This is a genomic window from Brachyspira pilosicoli P43/6/78 (assembly GCF_000325665.1).
In the GTDB taxonomy this organism is placed as follows: domain Bacteria; phylum Spirochaetota; class Brachyspiria; order Brachyspirales; family Brachyspiraceae; genus Brachyspira; species Brachyspira pilosicoli.
On record NC_019908.1, the window covers coordinates 2328449 to 2350697 of the forward strand.

At 27.4% G+C, this 22249-nt stretch carries 15 protein-coding genes and 2 pseudogenes; 7 read left to right on the forward strand and 10 right to left on the reverse strand.

From position 1 onward, the window contains the following. Positions 1–8: 8 nt before the first annotated feature. Both serS and BPP43_RS10470 read left to right on the forward strand, forming a co-directional pair. On the forward strand, positions 9–1289 hold the full coding sequence (gene serS, locus BPP43_RS10465; protein WP_013243749.1) for a serine--tRNA ligase: 1281 nt from the start codon (positions 9–11) through the stop codon (positions 1287–1289). Next, entirely contained in the window at positions 1289–1609 is a 321-nt protein-coding gene (locus tag BPP43_RS10470; RefSeq protein ID WP_015274910.1) for a TfoX/Sxy family protein, read from the forward strand. The genes serS and BPP43_RS10470 overlap by 1 nt, the downstream gene beginning before the upstream one ends. 426 nt (positions 1610–2035) lie before the next feature. Here BPP43_RS10470 and BPP43_RS10475 read toward each other — a convergent pair whose 3' ends face one another. The 7 genes and pseudogenes from BPP43_RS10475 to BPP43_RS10500 all read right to left on the reverse strand — a co-directional run bounded on the left by BPP43_RS10475 (position 2036) and on the right by BPP43_RS10500 (position 9499). Then, positions 2036–3631 (reverse strand): peptide ABC transporter substrate-binding protein, encoded by a 1596-nt coding sequence (locus BPP43_RS10475; RefSeq protein ID WP_015274911.1) that lies wholly within the window; start codon positions 3629–3631, stop codon positions 2036–2038. Positions 3632–3736: 105 nt separating this feature from the next. Next, complete coding sequence (bioA, locus tag BPP43_RS10480; RefSeq protein ID WP_015274912.1) at positions 3737–5083, reverse strand: adenosylmethionine--8-amino-7-oxononanoate transaminase; 1347 nt, start codon at positions 5081–5083, stop codon at positions 3737–3739. A gap of 42 nt (positions 5084–5125) precedes the next feature. Beyond that, complete coding sequence (bioD, locus tag BPP43_RS10485) at positions 5126–5791, reverse strand: dethiobiotin synthase (RefSeq protein ID WP_015274913.1); 666 nt, start codon at positions 5789–5791, stop codon at positions 5126–5128. A gap of 29 nt (positions 5792–5820) precedes the next feature. Further along, positions 5821–6816, reverse strand: coding sequence for a biotin synthase BioB (gene bioB / locus BPP43_RS10490; RefSeq protein ID WP_015274914.1), 996 nt, complete (start codon positions 6814–6816; stop codon positions 5821–5823). Positions 6817–6833: 17 nt separating this feature from the next. Beyond that, positions 6834–7832 (reverse strand): annotated as a pseudogene (locus BPP43_RS10495) (biotin--[acetyl-CoA-carboxylase] ligase). Between the two features lie 390 nt (positions 7833–8222). Beyond that, positions 8223–8354, reverse strand: coding sequence for a hypothetical protein (locus BPP43_RS12595; RefSeq protein WP_289844192.1), 132 nt, complete (start codon positions 8352–8354; stop codon positions 8223–8225). A 74-nt stretch (positions 8355–8428) separates the two neighbouring features. Next, positions 8429–9499 carry an MATE family efflux transporter gene (locus BPP43_RS10500; RefSeq protein ID WP_252832322.1) on the reverse strand — a complete coding sequence of 357 codons (1071 nt, stop codon included), beginning with the start codon at positions 9497–9499 and terminating at the stop codon, positions 8429–8431. Between the two features lie 500 nt (positions 9500–9999). On the opposite strand from BPP43_RS10500, the gene BPP43_RS10505 reads away from it, so the two are divergent. Further along, positions 10000–12639, forward strand: coding sequence for a DUF2971 domain-containing protein (locus BPP43_RS10505; protein WP_015274916.1), 2640 nt, complete (start codon positions 10000–10002; stop codon positions 12637–12639). A gap of 205 nt (positions 12640–12844) precedes the next feature. Here BPP43_RS10505 and BPP43_RS10510 read toward each other — a convergent pair. Together BPP43_RS10510 and creD are read right to left on the reverse strand one after the other, a co-directional pair. Beyond that, positions 12845–14246, reverse strand: a pseudogene (locus BPP43_RS10510) (MATE family efflux transporter). 431 nt (positions 14247–14677) lie between these two features. Beyond that, positions 14678–16045 carry a cell envelope integrity protein CreD gene (creD, locus tag BPP43_RS10515; RefSeq protein WP_015274917.1) on the reverse strand — a complete coding sequence of 456 codons (1368 nt, stop codon included), beginning with the start codon at positions 16043–16045 and terminating at the stop codon, positions 14678–14680. Between the two features lie 293 nt (positions 16046–16338). Here creD and BPP43_RS10520 point away from each other — a divergent pair, with 293 nt between their 5' ends. After that, positions 16339–17499, forward strand: coding sequence for an iron-containing alcohol dehydrogenase (locus BPP43_RS10520; protein WP_013243738.1), 1161 nt, complete (start codon positions 16339–16341; stop codon positions 17497–17499). Between the two features lie 136 nt (positions 17500–17635). Beyond that, positions 17636–19684: a methyl-accepting chemotaxis protein gene (locus tag BPP43_RS10525; protein WP_015274918.1), complete on the forward strand. Its 2049-nt coding sequence runs from the start codon at positions 17636–17638 to the stop codon at positions 19682–19684. Positions 19685–19716: 32 nt separating this feature from the next. Here the strand turns inward: BPP43_RS10525 and BPP43_RS10530 are convergent, their stop codons facing one another. Further along, positions 19717–20394, reverse strand: coding sequence for a pseudouridine synthase (locus tag BPP43_RS10530; RefSeq protein ID WP_015274919.1), 678 nt, complete (start codon positions 20392–20394; stop codon positions 19717–19719). A 217-nt stretch (positions 20395–20611) separates the two neighbouring features. On the opposite strand from BPP43_RS10530, the gene BPP43_RS10535 reads away from it, so the two are divergent. Together BPP43_RS10535 and BPP43_RS10540 are read left to right on the forward strand one after the other, a co-directional pair. Then, a complete protein-coding gene (locus BPP43_RS10535) occupies positions 20612–21442 on the forward strand; it encodes a flagellar filament outer layer protein FlaA (protein ID WP_014933705.1) in 831 nt (276 codons plus the stop codon). A gap of 24 nt (positions 21443–21466) precedes the next feature. Next, on the forward strand, positions 21467–22150 hold the full coding sequence (locus BPP43_RS10540; RefSeq protein WP_014933704.1) for a flagellar filament outer layer protein FlaA: 684 nt from the start codon (positions 21467–21469) through the stop codon (positions 22148–22150). Positions 22151–22249 lie beyond the last annotated feature (99 nt).

Here is a 22249-nt window from a genome sequence, read left to right on the forward strand (position 1 = left end):
TTTTTATTATGATAGATGTAAAATTAATAAGAGAGAACATTGAATTAGTAGAAGAGAATTTAAGAAAGAGAAGGAGTAAAGTTTCTCTTGACAAATTAAAAGCTTTAGAACATGAGAGATTAGACCTTTTAAAAGAAGTAGAGCAAGACAGAGCTAAAAAAAATGAATCTTCAAAAAAAGTCGGTGAATGTATGAAAGCCGGCAAAAAAGAAGAGGCAGAAAAAATAAAAGAAGAGATGAAAACATTTACTGAATCCTTAAATAAAAAAGAAGAAAAATTAGCAGAATTAGAAGAGGCAGTTAATAACGAAATACTTTATTTGCCAAATATGCTTTCTGAAGATGTACCTGATGGTGATGATGAGAAAGCAAACAAAGAAATAATAAGATGGGGAGAGCCTCGCAAGTTTGATTTTGAAGTAAAAGACCATGTGGATATAGCTGTAGGGCTTGATATACTTGACATTGAAAGAGCTGTAAGAATGGCTAGAACTCGTTTTTCACTTATGAAAGGAAAAGGAGCGGCATTAGAGAGAGCATTGATTAACTTTATGCTTAAGAAACATACAAGCGAGCATGGTTATACAGAATATGTGCCTCCTATGCTTGTTAATGGCAGAACTATGACAGGTACTGGTCAGCTTCCAAAGTTTGAAGAGGATTTATTTAAAACTACAGATGACCCTGCTTTATACCTCATACCTACTGCAGAAGTTCCTCTTACAAACATATACAGAGAAGAGATTATACCAGAGAATATGCTTCCATTATATTGTACTGCTTATACACCATGTTTCCGTTCTGAGGCTGGTTCTTATGGTAAGGATATGAGAGGTTTAATAAGACAGCACCAATTTGACAAAGTTGAACTCGTAAAAATATGTGCTGCTGACAAGTCTAAAGAAGAGCATGAGAAAATGCTTAAAGATGCTGAAAGTATTTTACAGGCATTAGAGCTTCCATACAGAGTGGTTGTTCTTTCTTCTGGAGATATAGGAAATGCTGCATACAAAACTTTTGATATAGAAGTTTGGCTTCCTTCACAAAACATGTATAGAGAAATTTCAAGCGTAAGTAACTGTTGGGATTATCAGGCAAGAAGAATGCAGATGAGAACTAGAAGAAACGGCAAAACTGAATTAGTACACACATTAAATGGTTCTGGTATTGCTGTTGGAAGAACTTGGATAGCTATACTTGAAAATTATCAGCAGGCAGACGGAAGCGTAATAATTCCAGATGCTTTAAGACCGTTTACTGGTTTCGACAAGATAGAAAAGGTTAATTAATGCCATCATCTAAAGAATTTCTTAATATAGTATTAAATAAACTAGATTCTTTAGATAATATTAATTATAAACAGATGATGGGTGAATACATAATCTATTATAAGAAAAAAATAATAGCTTATGTATGTGATAATCATCTTTTCATAAAGGCTACTGATAAGGCAAAAACTTTAATAAAAGATTATATATTAAAGCCGCCTTATGAAAATGCTAAAGATATGATATTTATAGAAGATATCAATAAATATGATAATGATTTCTTTGAGTATTTATTCAAAGAGATTTATGATGAGCTTCCTTCTATAAAGAAAAAATACTAAAAAATAAATAAAAACATTAAAGTGCATATCTTAATTTAAGGTTTGCACTTTTTTATTGCATCAAAGGTTATATAGAATTTTTTATTGTTCTTTTTCCCGCAGCACACCACAGGCGGGCTTCGCCAAGAACCAAAAAGTGCGAGTAGTATAGTTTTATATGTTTGGAATATATAAAACTAAAATAATATTTATATTTTGTTATATATAAAAAGCTATACTTTATTAAATGCAGTTATTTTGCTTCTTTTATACCAATAAAAGAAGTGGTGTTTTTACCATACGGGCACGCTTCGCAGGTGGCAAAGCCACCACAAAAATAAAAATTTCTTTAACGCACGGTAAACGAAATTTTTAATATAAGTTGATTAATTAATATTATTTTTATTATATATAAAATCAGCTAAGCGTGCGTTTAATATAATCAAACTACTCTAAATAAGCATTAAAAAATCTGTATAACCCCTGAGAATCGTATTCTACTCCTTTTAATTTTGGTGAAACTAATAATGCTTCAGAATAAAAATATATTGGTATTATAGCATTGTCATTCATAAAAATATTTTCTGCTGAATGAAGGGCAGGCATTCTTATATCATTATTTTTGTTTGTGGAGGCTATGTCTATATAATCATCAAAAGCCTTGTTTGAATATGAACCGTAATTGTTAGGAGCATTACTTTTAAAAATGTTTAAAAAGTTTATAGGGTCATTATAATCGGCATACCATAGATAAACAGCCAAATCAAAGTTTCTGTCATACATATTTTGAAGATAAGAAGCCCATTCATGCTTAACTATTCTTACATCAATGTTTAAATTCTCTTTAAGCATACTCTGAACAGCATCGGCTATATTTATATCAAACTCCCTTGTAGCTATAAGCAAATCAATTACAGGAAAATTTCTGCCGTTTTCGTATCCTGCTTGAGATAATAATTTTTTAGCTTCTTCTATGTTTTTCTGATAGTTTGAAGATATTATATATTCTCCTCCTTTAGTTCTGAAATCTCCGTCTATGTCATTAATACCATAAGGAACTAAACTTCCTGCAGGTCGCTCTCCGCATCTTGTAATTGATTTTACTATATAGTCTCTGTCAATGGCTAAAGATATAGCTTTTCTTACATTTTCATCTTTTAAAACTTCTTTGTTTAGATTAAATCTGTAATAATATGATGCAGCCACTGGTACAATATGAACTATTCCTTTTTGCTTTAGGCTTTCAATATCGTTTCTAGGAAAAGGCTTTGCAAAATGAATTGAATTATTAAGCACACCAGCAAGAGAAGTATTAGGCTCTTCCATTAAAAGAAAAGTTAATTTATTAGGCTTTGTGTTTTCATTATTCCAATAGTTGGTATTTCTTTCTAATATTATGCTTTTATCGAAATTTCTTTCAGTCATTTTAAAAGCACCATTTCCAATATATGTTGCAGGCTTTAGAGTCCATTTATCACCATATTCATTTATTATATCTTCTCGAACGGGATAAAAAGGAGGATAAGCAGCAAGCTCTAAAAAATATGCAGTAGGGCTATTTAATTCTACTTCAAATGTATAATCATCTATTGCTTTAACTCCAAGCTCTTCTACAGTCTTTTCACCGCTTATAACTTCTTTTGCATTTTTTATCACTTCAAAATAATAGCTGTATTTATTGGCAGTTTTTGGATCAACAGCACGCCTCCAAGTATAAACAAAGTCCTCTGCTTTAACTTCTTTACCGTCGCTCCATTTAGCATTGGTTCTCAAATGAAAAGTATAAATATTTCCTTCTTTATTAATATCCCATGTTTCAGCAACTCCGCCTATTATTTTATTATTGGCATCTTTTTTTGTAAGCCCCTCAAAAGCATGAAGAATATATATCATAGTGAGATTATCTGTGTTTAAAGTAGGGTCCATAGTTAGAGGTTCAGGAGCAAGATTTATAACAATTTCATTATTTGTAATTATTTCTTTTTTTGAACATGATATGATTAATAGTATTAATAAAATAGCAGTAATTATTTTTTTGAACATTTGTTTTTCCTTTGCATTAATTTATAAAAGTACAATTCTATTATGGTTATAATATATTTTTGTTCCCAATAGATTTAGGATTAAATAAATTTGCATTATAATTTTTTAATTAGTATTTAGTATATCATTTATAGAAGATACACATAAATCAACAGCCTTATCTATTTCCTCTTCATTTATTATCAAAGGCGGATTAAAATAAATTACATTTCCCAAAGGTCTTAATAGAAGTCCTCTTTGAAGTGCCTTTTTATATATTTGATAACCCATTCTAAGTTTAGAGTCAAATCCTTCTTTTGTATTTTTATCAGTGACTAATTCCATAGCATTGATAAGCCCTATATTTCTAATCTCTCCTATATTAGGGTGATTAAGTAATTTTTCTTTTAATTTATTATTTAAATATTTTGCTCTTACTTGTGCTTTATTTATAATGTCATCTTCTCTCAAAACTTTTTGTACAGCTAAAGCAGCAGAACAGCCTAAAGGATTTCCGCTATAGGTGTGACTATGCATAAAAGCTTTTCCTTCATTGTAGTCAGCATAAAATGCATCGTATATTTTGTCTGTTGTTATTGTTATTGCCATAGGCATGTATCCGCCTGTTAAACCTTTTGAAATGCACATTATATCTGGTGTGATATTGGCATGATCGCATGCAAACATTTTTCCAGTGCGTCCAAAATTTGTAGCTATCTCATCAACAATAAAAACTACATTGTATTTATCGCAAAGCTCTCTTAATTTTTTCAAGTATAGAGGAGGATATATTCTCATTCCAGCAGAAGCCTGAAGCAAAGGCTCTACTATAACAGCACAAGTTTCTTCTCCATACATTTCAAATTTTTTCTCGGCATCTTCAAAACATTCGCATTTGCAAGTATCTCTGTTTTGATTGTATTTACATCTGTAGCAGTCAGGGGCTTCTATATGTATAGTGTCCATGAGCATTGGCTTGTATATTTTTGCATACAAGTCCAAACTTCCAACGGATAATGCCCCAATAGTTTCACCATGATAACCGTCAGTAAAACACATGAATCTTGTTCTTTTTGTATTTCCTATTTGATGCTGATATTGAAAAGCCATTTTTAATGCAGCTTCTACAGATGAAGAACCATTATCAGAAAAATTAAATTTAGTTAATCCTTTTGGAATTATTTTTATAAGCTCTTCGCATAATTTAATAGCTCCTTCATGAGAGAAGTTTGCAAATATTACATGCTCTAATCTGTCAAGCTGTGCTTTGATATTGGCATTTATTTTTTCATTGCAATGCCCAAGTAAATTGCACCACCAAGAACTTACAATATCAATATACTTTTTTCCGTCTTTATCGTATAAATAAATTCCTTTTCCTATGTCTATTATTATAGGCGGAAGCTCCTCATAGTCTTTCATCTGCGAGCATGGGTGCCAAATATATTTTAAATCCTTTTCTTCTAATGTCATAATTAGTCCTTTATTAAGTACATATATTGAAAATAAAAAATATTATTCAAATAGTGTTTCTATATTTTCTTTATATAATTTTAATATACCATCTATAACAACACCTATAATTTTTACTCCTGTCATTTCTTCTATCATTTTTTTATTGTCTTCATGCATTTTATTTGACATTTCAAATCTATTTAATATCACACCATTAATTTTTAAATTTTTACTTCTCATATATTCTATAGTTAAAACTGTAGAATTGATTGTTCCAAGTCCTGCATCTGCTATTATAAGAGAAGGTATATTTAATTCTTTTATGATATCTTCTAAAAATATTTTTTGATTACTATCATAACGAATAGGGCATATTATACCGCCGCTTCCCTCTACTATCATATAATCATGTTTTTTAGATATATCTTTATAAGCATTTTTTATGATTTTTATATCTGGAGGATTACCCTCAATTTGTGCTGCCAAATGAGGTGAATAGGCATGCTTATAAGTGTATGATACCATTTCATCATAAGAATCTGGTAAATCTGCCTGCTGTTTTACATACCAAGCATCGCTGTCTTTTATATCATTACTTCCGCTTAATGCTGCTTTATAGTATCCAATGTTCAAACCTTTATCTTTTATATGTTTTGCAATTAATCCTGATACATAAGTTTTACCTATATCAGTACCTGTTGCTGTTATAAAAATTGTTTTAGCCATAATAATTTTCTCTTTTATTTTTTATATAATCAATCTTCTGTTAATTGAATTTTATATCCTAATTCTTCAACCATTTTTTTATCTGTTTCTATTGAAATGCCTGCGGTTGTAAGCATGTCTCCTGTTATAGCAGCATTTGCTCCAGATAAAAAGCATGATTTTCCTTTATCTTTCATAAGTCCTCTTCCGCCTGCAAGTCTTATGAATGCTTTTGGGTTAATTAATCTGTATATTGCAACTATTCTTCTCATGTCATCTTCAGTAAGAGGCTTAATATTTTCAAAAGGAGTGCTTGCTATAGGATTAAGCATATTAACAGGTATTGACATTATTCCAAGTTCTCTAAGCTCTATTGCCATATCTATTCTATCTTCCCAAGTTTCGCCCATTCCCATAATACCGCCGCTGCATACCACCATTCCTGCTTTTTGAGCTCTCTTTATAGCATTGATTTTATCATCATAAGTATGAGTAGTGCATACTTTATTGAAGAAATTTCTTGAAGCTTCTAAATTATTATGCACCCTTCTAAGTCCTGCTTTTTTCATTTTGCTGAATCCTTCTTCATCAAGCAAACCTAAAGAAGCACATACATATCCTTCAGTTTCTTTATTGAGTGTTTCTATTGCATCATAAACTTCATCAATCTCTTTTCCGTATAAAGCTCTTCCTGATGTTACTATAGAATATCTTAAAACTCCTTTATTAAAATCGCTTTTTCCTTGTTCTAATATTTTTTCTTTATCTAGAATATCGTATTCTTCGCAATTAGTATCATAATGAGATGACTGTGCACAGAATTTACAGTTTTCCGAGCATTTTCCGCTTTTAGCATTTATTATTGAACACATATCGAATATATTAGAGCAGAAATATTTTCTTATACTATCAGCCGCAGAGCATAAATCTTCTAATGGTGCTTCAACTAATTGCATAGCTTCTTCTTTTGTTATATCATAACCTTTTATTATTTTATTTCTTAATTCTTCTAAAGATATTTCTTTTTTTAAATCTGTATTACTCATATATTATAATCTCCTATTTATGATAATCTCTTATTTATACTTCCTGAAACTATTTTGTCTATTTTACCGTCCTGAAATTCCGCTACAAGAGCAAAAGTTTTATCTATATCTAGTACTTTTACTATATGTTCTTTATTATTTATATTAATAGAAACTTTTTTCCTATTAAAAATGAGCGTTTTTTATTATTCTTCATAAAAGTTAACATCATTAAAATAATAATCATATAAATTTTCTAATATTTTAGCTACTAGAATATTTCTTATATCGCTTTTAGTATTTGAATTAGCATTATTTTTAGAATTTATTGATGCTGCTATATTGTTCAATTCTTTAGGAAAACCATCTTTAGGGAAATTAACATTAACGCCTATTCCTATAACAGCATAATCCAATTTACCGTCTTCAAAACTGAAAGCTCCTTCAGTAAGTATTCCGCATACTTTTTTACCATTTATAAATACATCATTAACCCATTTAATCTGAGTGTTTTCATTTGAAATTTCTTCTATTGATTTTGACACAGCCATAGCTGCAGCAGTAGTGATAAATGAGCTATTAAAAATCTTTTTCTCTTTTTTTAGATTGAGTATAATGCTCATATATATGCCTGTACCATAAGGTGAGAAGAAAGATTTTCCGTTTCTTCCGTATCCGCTTGTTTGTTCTTCTGCAATTACTACAGTTCCGCTTTCTGCTCCATTAATTGCTAATTCTCTTGCTATAATGTTTGTTGATGCTACTGTTTTATGTATAATGAAATTAAATTTATCAGCGTATTTCAGCATATTATTTTTTATAACTTTTGATGACAATATATCTGTTTCTTTAGATAGGGCATATCCTTTATTTGAAACGGAGTGAATATTATAGCCATCATTTTTTAATGATTTTATTGCTTTCCATATAGCTGTTCTGCTTACTTTTAAATCATTGGCTATTTTTTCACCTGATATAAATAATCCTTTATTTGACTCTAATATTGATATTATATTCTCTTTTATGTTGCTTATCATTTAAACATGATAACATAATTATTATGATTGTCAACCTTAAAATTAAATAAGGTTAACAATTATTTAGTAATTATTGAAAAATATTATTTATTTAAAATTTATTAACCGCACGCAGAGTAAAACTAAAAATATAAGCTAAATTATTCATTCATATTAAATAATATATTAAATTAAATTTAACGTGCGGAGAAAGATTAATAAAATTAAAAAAATCTTGGGCGGGTGTTATAATTATAGAGCAGATTAAAAAAGAAATGTTATGCAAAAATAACAAATTATATTAAAAAGTGAAAAAGGGGGGGAGTGTGATTAAAATTTTAATGGAATATATAAAAAATTAAGTATCAGCGTATATGCTATTAAAACATATACGCTTTTTTAATTAGAATTTTAATATTTATTTAATTTATACGTTTTGATGAACATTAAAAAATAAATTATACCTATAATAGATGGTACAACACTTGATACAGCCATAGAAATATATATTCCAATAAAACCAATACTAATTTCTAATATCATAGATAATATTACTTTAAAAATAATTGAATCTATAAAAGAATTAATAAAAGCCAAATATGATTTTTGAATACCTATTAAAAACTATCAAGCACATACATAAGAGCATATGCTATACCATTAAATGAAGCACAAACTCTTAAATAAAATATAATATCATTTATTGTTTTATCATCACCATTATAAAATATAGATATAATGTTTTTAGCAAATATATGTATAAATATAACAGCTGTCATAGTAATAGAAATATTAAAAAACATAGCAAATATAACAGTGTTTTTTATTTTAATATAATTTCTTTCTCCCATATTTTTTGAAACTAATATACTTAAAGCTTCTCCTATAGACCATGATATCATACCAATAAAAGTATTAATTTTAAGCCCTATAGTAAAACCTGTTATTACATCATATTTATTCATCATTATATTAATAATAAAAAAAGAAATATTTATAATGAGCATTTGAAATATGCATGGAAAAGATACATATATCAATTCTTTTATTATTTTTATATCTATACTAAAAACTATATCTTTTCTTATAAAATATAATGATAATAAAAAACTTAAAGCTTGAGATATTACAGTAGCAAAAGCAGCACCTTTTACTGATAATTTAAAAACATATACAAACAGAAAATCTAATAGTATATTAGTGATAGAAGCAATAATTATAAAACATAATGATACTTTCTCTTTTCCGCTTGATTTTATTACTGATGATATAGAGCTGTATAAGAATATAAAAAACACACCAGAAAAAATTATTCTAATATAGTTATAAGCATAATTAAAAGACTCTTTCGGTACATTCATAAATATTAATATATGCTTAGAAAATATTATACCTAATACCAAAATTATTATAGAAAATAGTGCTGATAAAAATAATAGGGTTGTAATACTTTGTTTATATTTTATAGAGTCATTAGCTCCTTTATATTTAGAGATTATAATAGAGCCTCCTATTGATAATCCTAAAGATACAGAAGTTATAATAAACATAAGTGAAGCACTATTTCCTAATGCTACAACTCCATAATCTCCAACTATATGCGAAATAAATATTATATCTATAATACTATATAAGTATTGTAGTATATTTGAAATAAATAGTATAAACGAAAATTTTATTAAATACATGAAACTTTCCTTGAATAAAGATTAAAAATAAAATGCATACTAAATAAATTAAAAAGCTACAAAGAACCATAGCATAATATTTTTTAGTATGCCCCAAACAATAAATAAAAAAATATTGCTGGAGCTTTATTCAATAACAAGTTTCATATTTAAATATTATTTCTATTTTTATTTAATGTCAATTATATTTATGATTGATATTAAACAAATTATTTAACGCACGGTTAGCCTGATTTTTAATATGATGAAATTTGAACTATAAAAAAATCTATATTTTTAATTTTGCTCTGCGTGCGGTGTGGCAAACACACAAGATAAAAACTATTTTATAAAATTGTAACAATATGCCAACTATAAAAGGTTTCATTTTTATTTTTATATAATAAAATATTTATAAACTAATTATAGTTTTTTATTTTTATCAACTTTTTGTTAAAAGTTAGTAAAAAACAAATTATTTTTACTATAAAATATAACTCATTAGTGCTTAGGAAATAATTATGAATAATGATGAAGAAAAACAATTAAAAAAAATATTCAAAGAAATAAAAAGACATGATGATGGAAAACATGATAATAAAATAATAGAGTTATGTGATGAAGGGTTAAATATTGATAATAAAAATATTGGATTGCATTTGTATAAAGCTGGAGCATTACATAATTTAGGAGAATATAATAATAGTTCAGATTATCATAATAGAGCAATAAAATATTTTAATGATGTAATAAAATTACTATCAGAAACAGAAAAAAATATTAAAGATAATTTAGAAAAATTAAAGTTATATAGTTTATATGCACAAATATATAATAATATAGGCTCATCTTATATGTATTTAGTTGATTATAATAAAGCTCTTGAATATTTTAATAAATCTATAGAATATGGCTTTATTAATGGAGGAGTTTATTATAATAGAGGTGGATGTTATTATCATATAGCAGTCAAAAACAATAATGATATAAATAATTTTCAATCAGCAATAGAAGATTTAGATAAAGCAGAACAATTAGGATTTAATGATAGTAATATTTATTTCTTAAAAGGTTCTTCTTATTTAAATTTAGGTTCAGTAAAAACTGATAATTTTATAGAATATTTAAATAATGCTATAAATAATTTTGACTTTTCAATTAAGTTAGACAATGATAATAAAACAGATGCATATTATAGAAAAGGATTAGCATATATGTATTTGGCTTTATACTCAAATAATAATATAGAATATTTTGAAAAGTCTTTAGAAAATTTTAATATTGCAATAGAGTATAATTCAACAAATGGAGAATATTATTATAATAGAGGATGTTGTTATTATAATTTAGCATTGATAGAAGAAAATATAAATGCTGATAATTTTCAACTAGCTATTAATGATTATAATAAAGCTATGGAATTAGGTTTTAATGATTATAAAATATATTATGGCAGTGGGCTAGCATATATTTCATTAGGTTTATTAGAGAATAATAATTCACATTTTGAAACAGCATTAATAAATTTAAACGAATATATTAAATTTGATAACAAGAATGCAGATGCATATTATAGAATAGGTATATCTCTTAATCAATTAGAAAGATATAAAGAATCTTTGGAATATTTTGACAAAGCTATTTCTCTTAATATTAATGATATATTTTTATATTATTATATTTTTTCATCAAATTTTAATTTACAAAATTATGAAGAAGCAATAGAAAATATAAATAATTTTATAGAATCAAATCCAAATTCAGAAGTTGGCTATTATAATAGAGGACTATGTTGTGTAAATTTGGCTTTACAAAAAGATGAAAATTACAATAAATATTATGAAATGTTTGAAAAAGATTTTAATAAAGCTATAGAATTAAAACCTAATGACGAATTCATACTTTCAAAAATGGGAGGGTTTTACTATCTTTTAGGATATTATGATAAATGTTTAAATCAATTCAATAAAGTAATTGAGATAAATAAAGAAAATGATTCACCTTACTATTATAAAGGTTTATGTTATTATCATTTAAAAAATTATAATGAAGCTATTAAAAATTATGATATATCAGAAAAATATTCTAAATCTTCTCACAATAAATTAAGTATACAAAATAGAAAAATAGAGGTTTTATTAAAATTAGAAAGTAAAGAAAATGATATTTTTAATTTATATAAAAATGTGATATTAGAATTATATAAAAAAATATTTAATGAAAGAATTTTTTATACCTATGATTTATTTAATATTTCATCATCTATAACAAGAGATTTATTATATATAAAAAATAAAATATATATTGATGAAAATAAAATTATATTCAATAATAAAGAAATTATAAATAAATTAATTCTAGATGATTTTTCTAATAAAGAATATTATTACGAAATAAAAAGTAATAGTTTATATAATTATACAAAAGTTAATAAAGATACTTTAAGAAGTATAATGAATAATACTTTGTGGTGCAGTAACACGAAAAATTTTAATGATCCTGTTGATCCTTTTATTAAAAAAAATAGTTATGATAAATCTTATAATTATTTACTTGAAAGAATAAAAATAGCTTGTTTAACTACCCATAATGATAATACTTTGATGTGGAGTCATTATTCTGATAAACATCAAGGTATATGTATTGAATATGATATTAATAATCTTATGGATAAAACTAACATAATTTTAAAAAAAATTAGTTATAATAAAAAAGCGATATCATTTAATTTTATAGAAAATATAAAAAATATAATAATATCATATGACACAAAAAATATAAATAGTTTTTTAATCAGTCCTAATTTTATTAGTAATGCTTTAATAGATAATAAACCATTAAATCATATTATAGAATTATTTATGGTAAAATCAAAAGAATGGGAATATGAAGATGAATACCGTATACTTTTTTATGATGAAAAAAATGAAAATCCAAACGGAACACTTATTAATTTACCAATAAAAAGTATTTGTTTTGGGGTACAGACATCAAAAGAAGATAAAGAACTTGTATACAGTTTAGTAAAGTCTATAAATGAAAAGAACAGAAAGAAAAATACTAAAAAATATAAAAGAATTAAACTTTATGAGGCTCACTTAGATGACAATGAGCTTTTTAAGATTAATATTAAGCCTTATGAACATAATAAAAATAATTAATAATAAATGCAGTCTTTTTGCTTCTTTGGGTCATACACACAGGCACTTCCTACGGTCGCCAAAAGAAGTGGGGTGCGGGGGCTAGTCCTCGCAAATAAATAAAATAATACTAATTAATTTTATATGTATTTATTTTAATAAAAAAGGCATGCATCATAAAATGCACGCCTTCAAAATAATTAGCTCTTATGTTTTTTATATATTATTATACATTAGAATAAACAGCTTCTGTTGAAGCTTCTTTATTGTTCTTTTCTTCTTCCAATGCCTTTCTTTTTATTTTCTGATAAATGTAAATATACATTATACTTGCCATTAAAACTGTAACTATATCGGCTATAGGCTGTGCCCATATAATACCTTTTATGCCGAATAATTTTGTACCTATTAATATAGTAGGTATAAATGCTATCCCCTGTCTGCTTATAGAAAGTATTAAAGAAGGAATTGATTTTCCTAATGCTTGGAATGTGGACATAAATACAAATTGAAAGCCTATTATAGGAGCTATTGAATAACTTGCTACCAAAAATCTCACTCCATAATCAATGACTTCTTCATTATTAATAAATACTTGAACAGAAGCTCTTCCAAATATTAAAGATAAAATTAAAAGTAAAAATCCTATTACTACACTCACAAGACAAGATATCTTTATAGCAGCATTCATTCTCTTATAATTTCTAGAAGCAAAGTTATAACCTACAAATGGCTGAAGCCCTTGAGCAAGTCCAATAAATACCAATACTACAAGAGTGAATATTCTTTGTGCTACACCCAAACCAGCTACTACATTATCGCTATATCCAGCAGCCAAGTTGTTTATAAGTATGTTTGAAGCACTCATAAGTATGTTGTTAATAGAAACAGGTATACCTATTGCAAATACATTTGAAAGTATATCAGACTTCATAGAAAAATCTTTGAAGTTTATTGATAAGAAAGATTTTTTTCTTAAAATATGGTATATGTAGTAAAGAGTAGAACAAGCATTACCAATTATTGTAGCTAAAGCAGCACCAGCAACTCCCATATTCATATAAAGAATCATTATAGGGTCTAATACTATATTTACCACAGTACCAATCATCATACCAATCATAGCTTCTTTTGAAGAACCCTCAGCCCTTACAATTTGACCCATAGCCATCTGATTAACTACAAAAGGAGCTCCAAATGCTACTATTATTAAATAGTCCTTAGAAAATTGATAAGTATTGCTGCTTGCCCCTGATATTTTTAATATGTCTTTCATAAATATCAAGTATACAGCCATAGAAATAAATCCTACTATAATGCTTGCATAAAAAGCAAATGCTGATATTTTTTTTACTAGATTCATAGTCCTTAGAACCTAATTTTCTAGATATGTAAGAACCGCCTCCTATACCAAATATATTACCAAAAGCCATAAGAAGTAAATATATAGGCATACATAATGATACAGCAGCAACCTGATTAGGATCTCCTGTTTGTCCTACAAAGAAAGTATCTACCATATTATAAAAAACATTGACTAACATTCCTAATATTGTTGGAAGTGCTAGCGTAATTAGAGCTTTGTGTACAGGATAATTTTCAAACAATTCGATTTTTTTATCTGTCATACGTCCGACCTCCTATTATAGATTGTTAAATTAGAGAGTATATCAAAATAAAAAAATATATCAAGCAATAAAAAAAAGGAATTTTTGATATTTATATAGATTTTTTTATATTTAAAGTTGTATATAAGCTACATTTTATACATTATAAAGGCTGTAAATTTGTTGTAAATATATTTTATAGAATTAATAATAATTAATTAAAAAACTTAATTTACAAATCCCGCCCTATATATTTGCTGTTTTATTTGAGTTTTTTATTTTTAATATTTTTGCAATTTATATAGAATTTTTAGCACCCGCCCTAAATTTTTAAAAGATAAAAAATGTATATACGCACGCAGAATAAAATTTATTATATTAATAAACTTATAATTTGAATTTTATTATATAAAAAGTTTATTCCACCGTGCGGTAATAATTTTTTAAATTTGTTAATTGTTTTCACCATACCAATCAACATTTCGTGTAAAGTACATTGCAAGAGCAATAACAGCAAATAGCCCTAATGTACCCATGAGTAATGCATAGTCAGTAAGCTGAAGTATTCCAAACAAGAATATATAAATCAAAGACTCTACTATAGCCATTGAAATAGTGTATCTTGGAGATTTTATAATGTATCCTATATATATAGAAGTTAAAGCTGTAACCATTAAGGCACTAAGAAAATAACTAATATTAAAATTGATATGCTCAGATATTGCTAAAAGCAGAAGATAAAATATTGCATTAGCTATTCCTATGAGTATATACTGCACAGGGTGTATACGTTTTTTTGAAAGCACTTCGCATAAAAATAATACAAAAAACGGAATAAATATAAACAATATAGCATATTTTACGCTTCTTGAAGTTTTCTGATAATTGTCATTGAGAAGCAAAAATGATATTAAAACATTATTAGATTCTTGATTACTGTTATAATATTGGTTATTATCTATATTGTTTAATCTATTAGAATTTTCATCGCTAGTCCAATATTTTGTAAATGAAGTATTAAAGCTTGCTATGTTCCATTCAGCATTAAATCCATTATTATTAACTTCCCTTTTTGTAGGTAAAAATCCTCCTGTAAAGCTAGGGTCTTTCCATTTTGAAGAGATTTTAAAAGTGTTCTCAGAAGCTAATGGAGTTATTATAAGAGAGTTTCCTCCTTGAATATCCATTGTAATATTAAAATCAAAACCGTTTAATATACTATCTCTTGAAATAGTGTATAAAAACTTATTGTTAAACATATTTAAATCTATATTAATATTTTTCTCATAATATTTAAGCTCTTCATTTTGATTAATTAATATATTAGGAAGCTTCATAAGATTTTTTTTGTTTCCTATACCTAATATAATCATAGCCTCATCATAAAGTATAATAGTGTTATTTTCATCTAGATTATATATTTCAGCATTATATTTATCGAATCTTCCTGTAATATTTAACTTAGAATTAAAAATAGGAGCTTTAAAAATACCTCTGCTTAAACTTGTCACTTCAACATCACCAGTAACATTATATTCATTAGGCATATAAAAAATATACTTTCTTGTGTAGCCTATTTCTTTAGTATCGCTGTCAATAAACTTTTCCAAATACGGTATAGCAATAACTACACCTTGAATATTGGCACTATCACCAACAGGCTCTATTATAGAAGATATAGCCTCATTTTGATAACGAATTCTATCTTTTACAACACTATTTATAAAAGTCATAGGTATTAAAAGCAATAATCCTAATACCACTATTATTATTATTTTGAATCCTAAAGTTTTAGTTACTTCATTTATATTTTTTATCATATTTTCAGCCTTTTATTTTTTATTAATAATATAAACTAAAAATTTTAAATTTTGTCAATTTTTGTAATTTAGTGAATATTAATTATAGTGTTTTATAATATAAAAATGCAGCCTTTTTGCTTCTTTGTGCCAATACCGAAGGCACTTCCTACGGTCGCAAAAGAACTGGTGGTACGGGGGCTAGTCCCCACAAACAAAAATATAAAAATTATTATTAATTTGATTTAAATACTTCACAGTTGTATAATTTTAATTATTCATTATTTTATTTATTAAAAAATAGGAGCTATATTATGGATTTTAATTTTTATATGCCAAGTAAAGTTATATTCGGTACAGGTTCTCTAAATAAACTGCATAAACAAAAGCTTCCGGGCAAAAAAGCATTAATTGTTACAGGCGGTACTTCTATAAAGAAATATGGTTATTTAAATAGATTAGAAGAAGAATTAAAAAAAGCAAATGTAAGCTATGTTTTATTTGACAAAATTTTACCAAATCCAATAAAAGACCATGTAATGGAAGGGGCTGCTTTGGCAAAAAAAGAAAATTGTGATTTTGTAATAGGTATAGGCGGAGGAAGCAGTATTGACTCTTCAAAATCTATTGCTGTAATGGCTGCTAATGACGGAGATTATTGGGATTATATATTCGGCGGTACTGGTAAAGGTAAAGCAGTTCCAAATGACCCTCTTCCAGTGGTAGCAATAACTACAACAGCAGGCACAGGTACAGAGGCTGACCCTTGGACTGTAATTACTAATGGAAATGAAAAAATAGGTTTCGGTTATGAGAAAACTTATCCTTATCTTTCTATAGTAGACCCAGAACTTATGAAAACAGTTCCTCCTAAACTTACTGCTTATCAGGGTTTTGATGCGTTGTTTCATAGTACAGAAGGATATATTAATAAAATTGCAAGCGATATGAGTGATTTGTTTGCTTTAAAAGCAATAGAGCTTATAGGCAAAAGTTTGGCTGATGCTGTTAAAGATGGAAACAACATGAAGGCAAGAGAAGATGTTGCTATGGCTAATACTTTATCTGGAATAGTTGAAAGTACTTCAAGCTGTACATCAGAACATTCTATGGAGCATGCTTTGAGTGCTTATTATCCAAAGCTTGAGCATGGTGCTGGTCTTATTATAATAAGTAAAGAATATTATACTACAATAGCAAATGCTCATGATTGCGATGAAAAAATGGTTAATATGGCTAAGGCTTTAGGTAAAAAAGATGCTTCTAAGGCTATGGATTTTGTAGAAGCTTTGGTTGATTTACAGAAGGCTTGCGGTGTAGATAATCTAAAACTTTCCGATTATGGTATTAGCAAAGATGACTTGCCAAAAATAGCTAAAAATGCTAGATTTGCTATGGGCGGATTGTTTGAATGTGATCCTCATAACTTTACAGATGAAGAAGTATTAACTATATTAGAAAAATCTTATAGATAATATTTTTTATTAAAAAACATTTAAAAGCTATAGTATTACATTCATTTAATACTATAGCTTTTTTATTATAATTATTTTATAATATTTCTTATTTTTATATAATAAACAATATAAGAATATTAGGAGTTGTTGAATTATGAAGAAAGTAAATAGTTTAGGTTTTAAAATACCATTTGTAATATGTTCTATAGTTGTTTTGATTATAATAGTAATGCTGATATCTTCTGTTAATATAGCAAGCAGCGGTATTAGTAAGAGCAGATTAGGCGGTTTTAACAGCACTATTGCTGGATATGCATCGGTTTTAGATACTTGGTTTGATTTACAGACATCTATAATAAGTACATATTCAGTTACTCCTACAGTTGTTAAATATTTAGAAAATGATGTTAATTTTACTGAAGAATTATTATCTGAGACTATAAATAAATTCAAAAATAATAATCTTTATCTCATTAATTTTGGTATAGCCGATTCTGAAGGAGATATATTTTTAGATTCAATGTCTTCTTCTGCTTTAGGTAAAAATCTTAAAGATTATATTCCAGATGCTTGGAACAGATTTGTTGCTTCAAATACAGATGGAGTTGTATATGCTGATAAACTAGTTCAATCTGAAATTACTTCTAAATGGGCTATGCCTGCTATAAAGCCAGTTAAAGATTCATATAATGTTACAATAGGTTATATTTATATTTTTCTAGATTGGTATATGCTTCATCAAACTCATTTTGCTAATATTGATTTGGGAAAAACAGGAGGACTTTTTATAACTACTGACAAATTATATAATATAATGGATTCTTTATATGAGAATATAGCAGTTATGAAAATAAATCCTATATATGAGGAAGCTTTTAAAAGCGGTAATATAAGCGGTAACCTTACATATAATCTTGGCGGACAAAAAAGAACTGCTGCATATCATAAATTAAAAAATCAGCCTTGGATAATAGCTCTTGCTATGATGAATTATGAGATATATGAACAAAACATGAAATTGATAATAGCTATAAGTATAATAGGAATAATATCTATTGTTATTTTGGCTATACTTGTTAATTTGTTTATAAGAACAATTACTAAACCATTAGAAATAGTGGTAGAAGAGGCATCAAAGATAGAACAAGGTGATTTAAGCCGTTCAGAGCAGCGCATAAAATCTAGAAAAGATGAGATAGGTATTTTATCAAAATCTTTTGTTAGTATGAGAAATAAATTAATAGAAACTATAACAGAAGTTAATGAAGCTTCTAATAATATAGTTAATGCGGCAAAAGAGCTTTCAAGCAGTAATACAGATTTATCAAGAAGAACAGAATCTCAAGCGGCAAGCTTGGAGGAAACTGCTAGTTCTATGGAAGAGATGGCTTCTACAATAAAATCTTCTACTGATTATGCTATAACAGGAAATAATATGATGGTTTCTTCAAAAGAAGCTATAGAGAGTGCCGGAAGTATTATTACAGAAACAACTAAGAATATAGAAGCAGTATACGAAGCTAGCACAAAGATAAAAAATATTACAAAGATAATAGAAGATATTGCTTTTCAAACTAATATATTAGCACTTAATGCTGCTGTTGAAGCTGCAAGAGCAGGGGATCAGGGTAAAGGTTTTGCTGTTGTTGCGAGCGAGGTTAGAAATTTGGCTCAAACTACTCAATCATCTGTAAAAGATATTACTGATTTGGTAGATAATACAAATGAGAAAATAAATAAAGCAACAGAAACAGCTCATCAATCGCAAGAAATATTTATTGACATTCAGCAAAAAATAGATGATACAGCTAAAATAATGCAAAATATTAGTTCTACAGCTATGGAGCAGCAGGCTGGTGTTGATCAGGTTAATATTGCTGTTTCAGAGATGGATACTGTTACTCAGCATAATGCTTCTTTGGTTCAAGAGAGTGCTTATACTTCTGAAGATTTGCTTAATCAGGCAAGAAGTCTTCAAGAGGCTATTAGCTTTTTCAAATTAAGTAGTTCTGATATAAAGATATCAAAAGAAGATAAGCCTAATAAAAAAGCAGATATCCCTCCAAAAAAAGATGATATTAAAAAAGTGAATATACAACCAAAACCAGCTAAAAAAGATGTAAGTATCTCTAGTGATAGAGAATTTGGTGAAACATTTTCTAGTTCTGATAATGTAACTGATGATGGTTTTAGTACTTTTTAATTAATATGATTATTTAATTGCATAATGGGAGATTATATTTCCATTATGCAATTTATTTCTTCTTTTGTCAAATATTCAAACTTTCCTTCTTTAAGTTCATTTAAAAATATATCATTAATTCTTAGTCTTTTTAATATAATTACTTCAAAACCAACTTTCTCACACATTCTTCTTATTTGCCTATTTCTTCCTTCTGTAAGAATTATGTTAAATGAATTTTTTGTTATTCTTTTTGTTTTAGCAGGCTTTAATTTTTTTCCGTCTAAAGATATTCCGTATTCTAACTTTTTTAATGCACCATCTGGTATATTATCATTTACTTTAACATAATACTCTTTTTCGCAATTAGAGTTTTCACCTATTATTTTTTTAGCAAATACACCATCATTTGTAAGCAGTATAAGCCCATTGCTGTCTTTATCTAATCTTCCTACAGGATAAACTCCTTTTAATTTATTATTTAATAGTTCGTAAATAGTCTTGCCTTCATCTTTGTTTGTAGATACAACATATCCTCTAGGCTTGTTTAGTTTTATATATATTTTATTTTTTTCATCTTTATCGCATTCTACTTTATCGGTTTCAGATACTTGTGTTGCAGGATTAAGTATTATTTCACCGTTTACTTTAACTTTACCGTCTTTAATAAGATTGTCTGCCTCTCTTCTGCTTGCTATGTTTAGAGAGGCTATATATTTATTTAGTCTCATATTTTCTTATTTCTTTCATTAAAAAATTAAAAATAATATTATCATAATATGTATTTAAATCAAATGCTGTAAATATTATGTTATTGCAATACGATATATTAAGTTATTGTAAGTTATAATTTTATATTTTATAGTTGACAATTTTTATTATTAATAATATAATTGTGTAAGTTATTGGATATAATTGCTTAGCTATAAATATTAAGGAGAGTGCGCTATGAAATTCTATAGAAGTATGCGAGACAGTTCTCGCTACCTCATAATCATTTGTCTATTCATATGCTTAGGTTCATTTGCTGTTTATGGACAAAGTACTAGTGTTTATTTAGAAACAAGAGTGCTTTATAATTTTGAAACATTAGATGAATGGCAGCCTATATCAAATGGAAGTCGTTTCATGTTTACAGGCGATAGAACAAATGAAAATGGTGTTGTAATGAAATACCCAAATATGAGATTGTTTGCAACTAAACCTTTTGGTATGGGTAATCAAGGTTACAATTCCACTAATTCATTATCAGTAAGTGTATCATTCTTTAGAAAAGGATACAATTTCTTTGATTTAGTACCAACAGTACAAAAAATTATCCCTGGTAAAGCTCAGACTTTTGATGTATGGGTATGGGGTGGAAATTATGATTACACTATGGAAATGTTATTTGAAGATTATCGCGGTTATACTTATACATTGCCTATTGGTTCTTTAAAATATATCGGTTGGAAAAATTTAAGCACATCAGTTCCTGCTTTCTTACCTCAGGAAGAGCCTTATGTTCCTAGAGCTAAAGGTTTAAGATTCTTGAATTTCCGTTTCTGGGCTTCACCTGAAGAAAGAGCTGATAACTTCGTTGTATTATTAGACTATTTCCAAACAGTTACAGATACATTTAGAGAAGCTTATGACGGTTCTGATATAGAAACTACTCTTGGTCAAGAAATCGGCGGAAGTTCTGCAGAGCAGTATTCTGAAGGCGGTGCAAAAGTTGTAGGTGAAGACGGTGGTACTACTACTACTGGTGATACTACTCAACAAGAAGTGCAACAATAAGGTTTAATAAGGAGAAAAAATACAATGAAAAGATTAAGTATTTTGATAACAATGTTGATTTTGACTGTTGCATTTTTGTTGTTCGCACAAGATGCAGCACAAGATAATGGTCAAGAAGGAAATAATTTCGTTACTGAATCTTATACTAATTTCTTAATAGATGATTTTGAATTTGCTAACACTTGGCAAGCATCTATGCCTAGAGATTATGGTGTTATTAGTATAATTCGTCGTGAAGGCGGTCCTGCTGATGTTACTGCTGAAAATGCTGATGCTAATAAATATATTTTAGGTGCTAAAGTAGAGTATTTCAAAACTGGTTATCCTTGGTTTTCTGTTACTCCTCCTAGACCTGTAAAAATCCCTGGTTTCACTAAAGAAATTAGCGTTTGGGTAGCTGGAAGAAATCATAACAATAGAATGAGCTTCTACGTTTATGATATTAATGGTAAACCTCAAAATATTGGTAATGAACCTCTTAACTTTATGGGTTGGAAAAAAATTACTGTACAAGTGCCTGCTAAAGTTAAACAAGAAGATTTTAGAGGTCAAGCTGAACAAGGTATAAGCTTCATGGGTATCAATGTTAAAGTTGATCCTAGAGATTCTTATGGTAAATATTATATTTACTTCGATAACTTGGAAGCTAGAACTGATATGTATTTAGAAACTTATAAAGAAGCTGATGACCCAAGAGATACTTGGTAATTAGAATTCTTTTAGATATAATAAAAGGTGGGGTGTTATTACTTCACCTTTTATTTTTATATAGATTTTTTATTATGGAGAAATTATGATAAATAAACT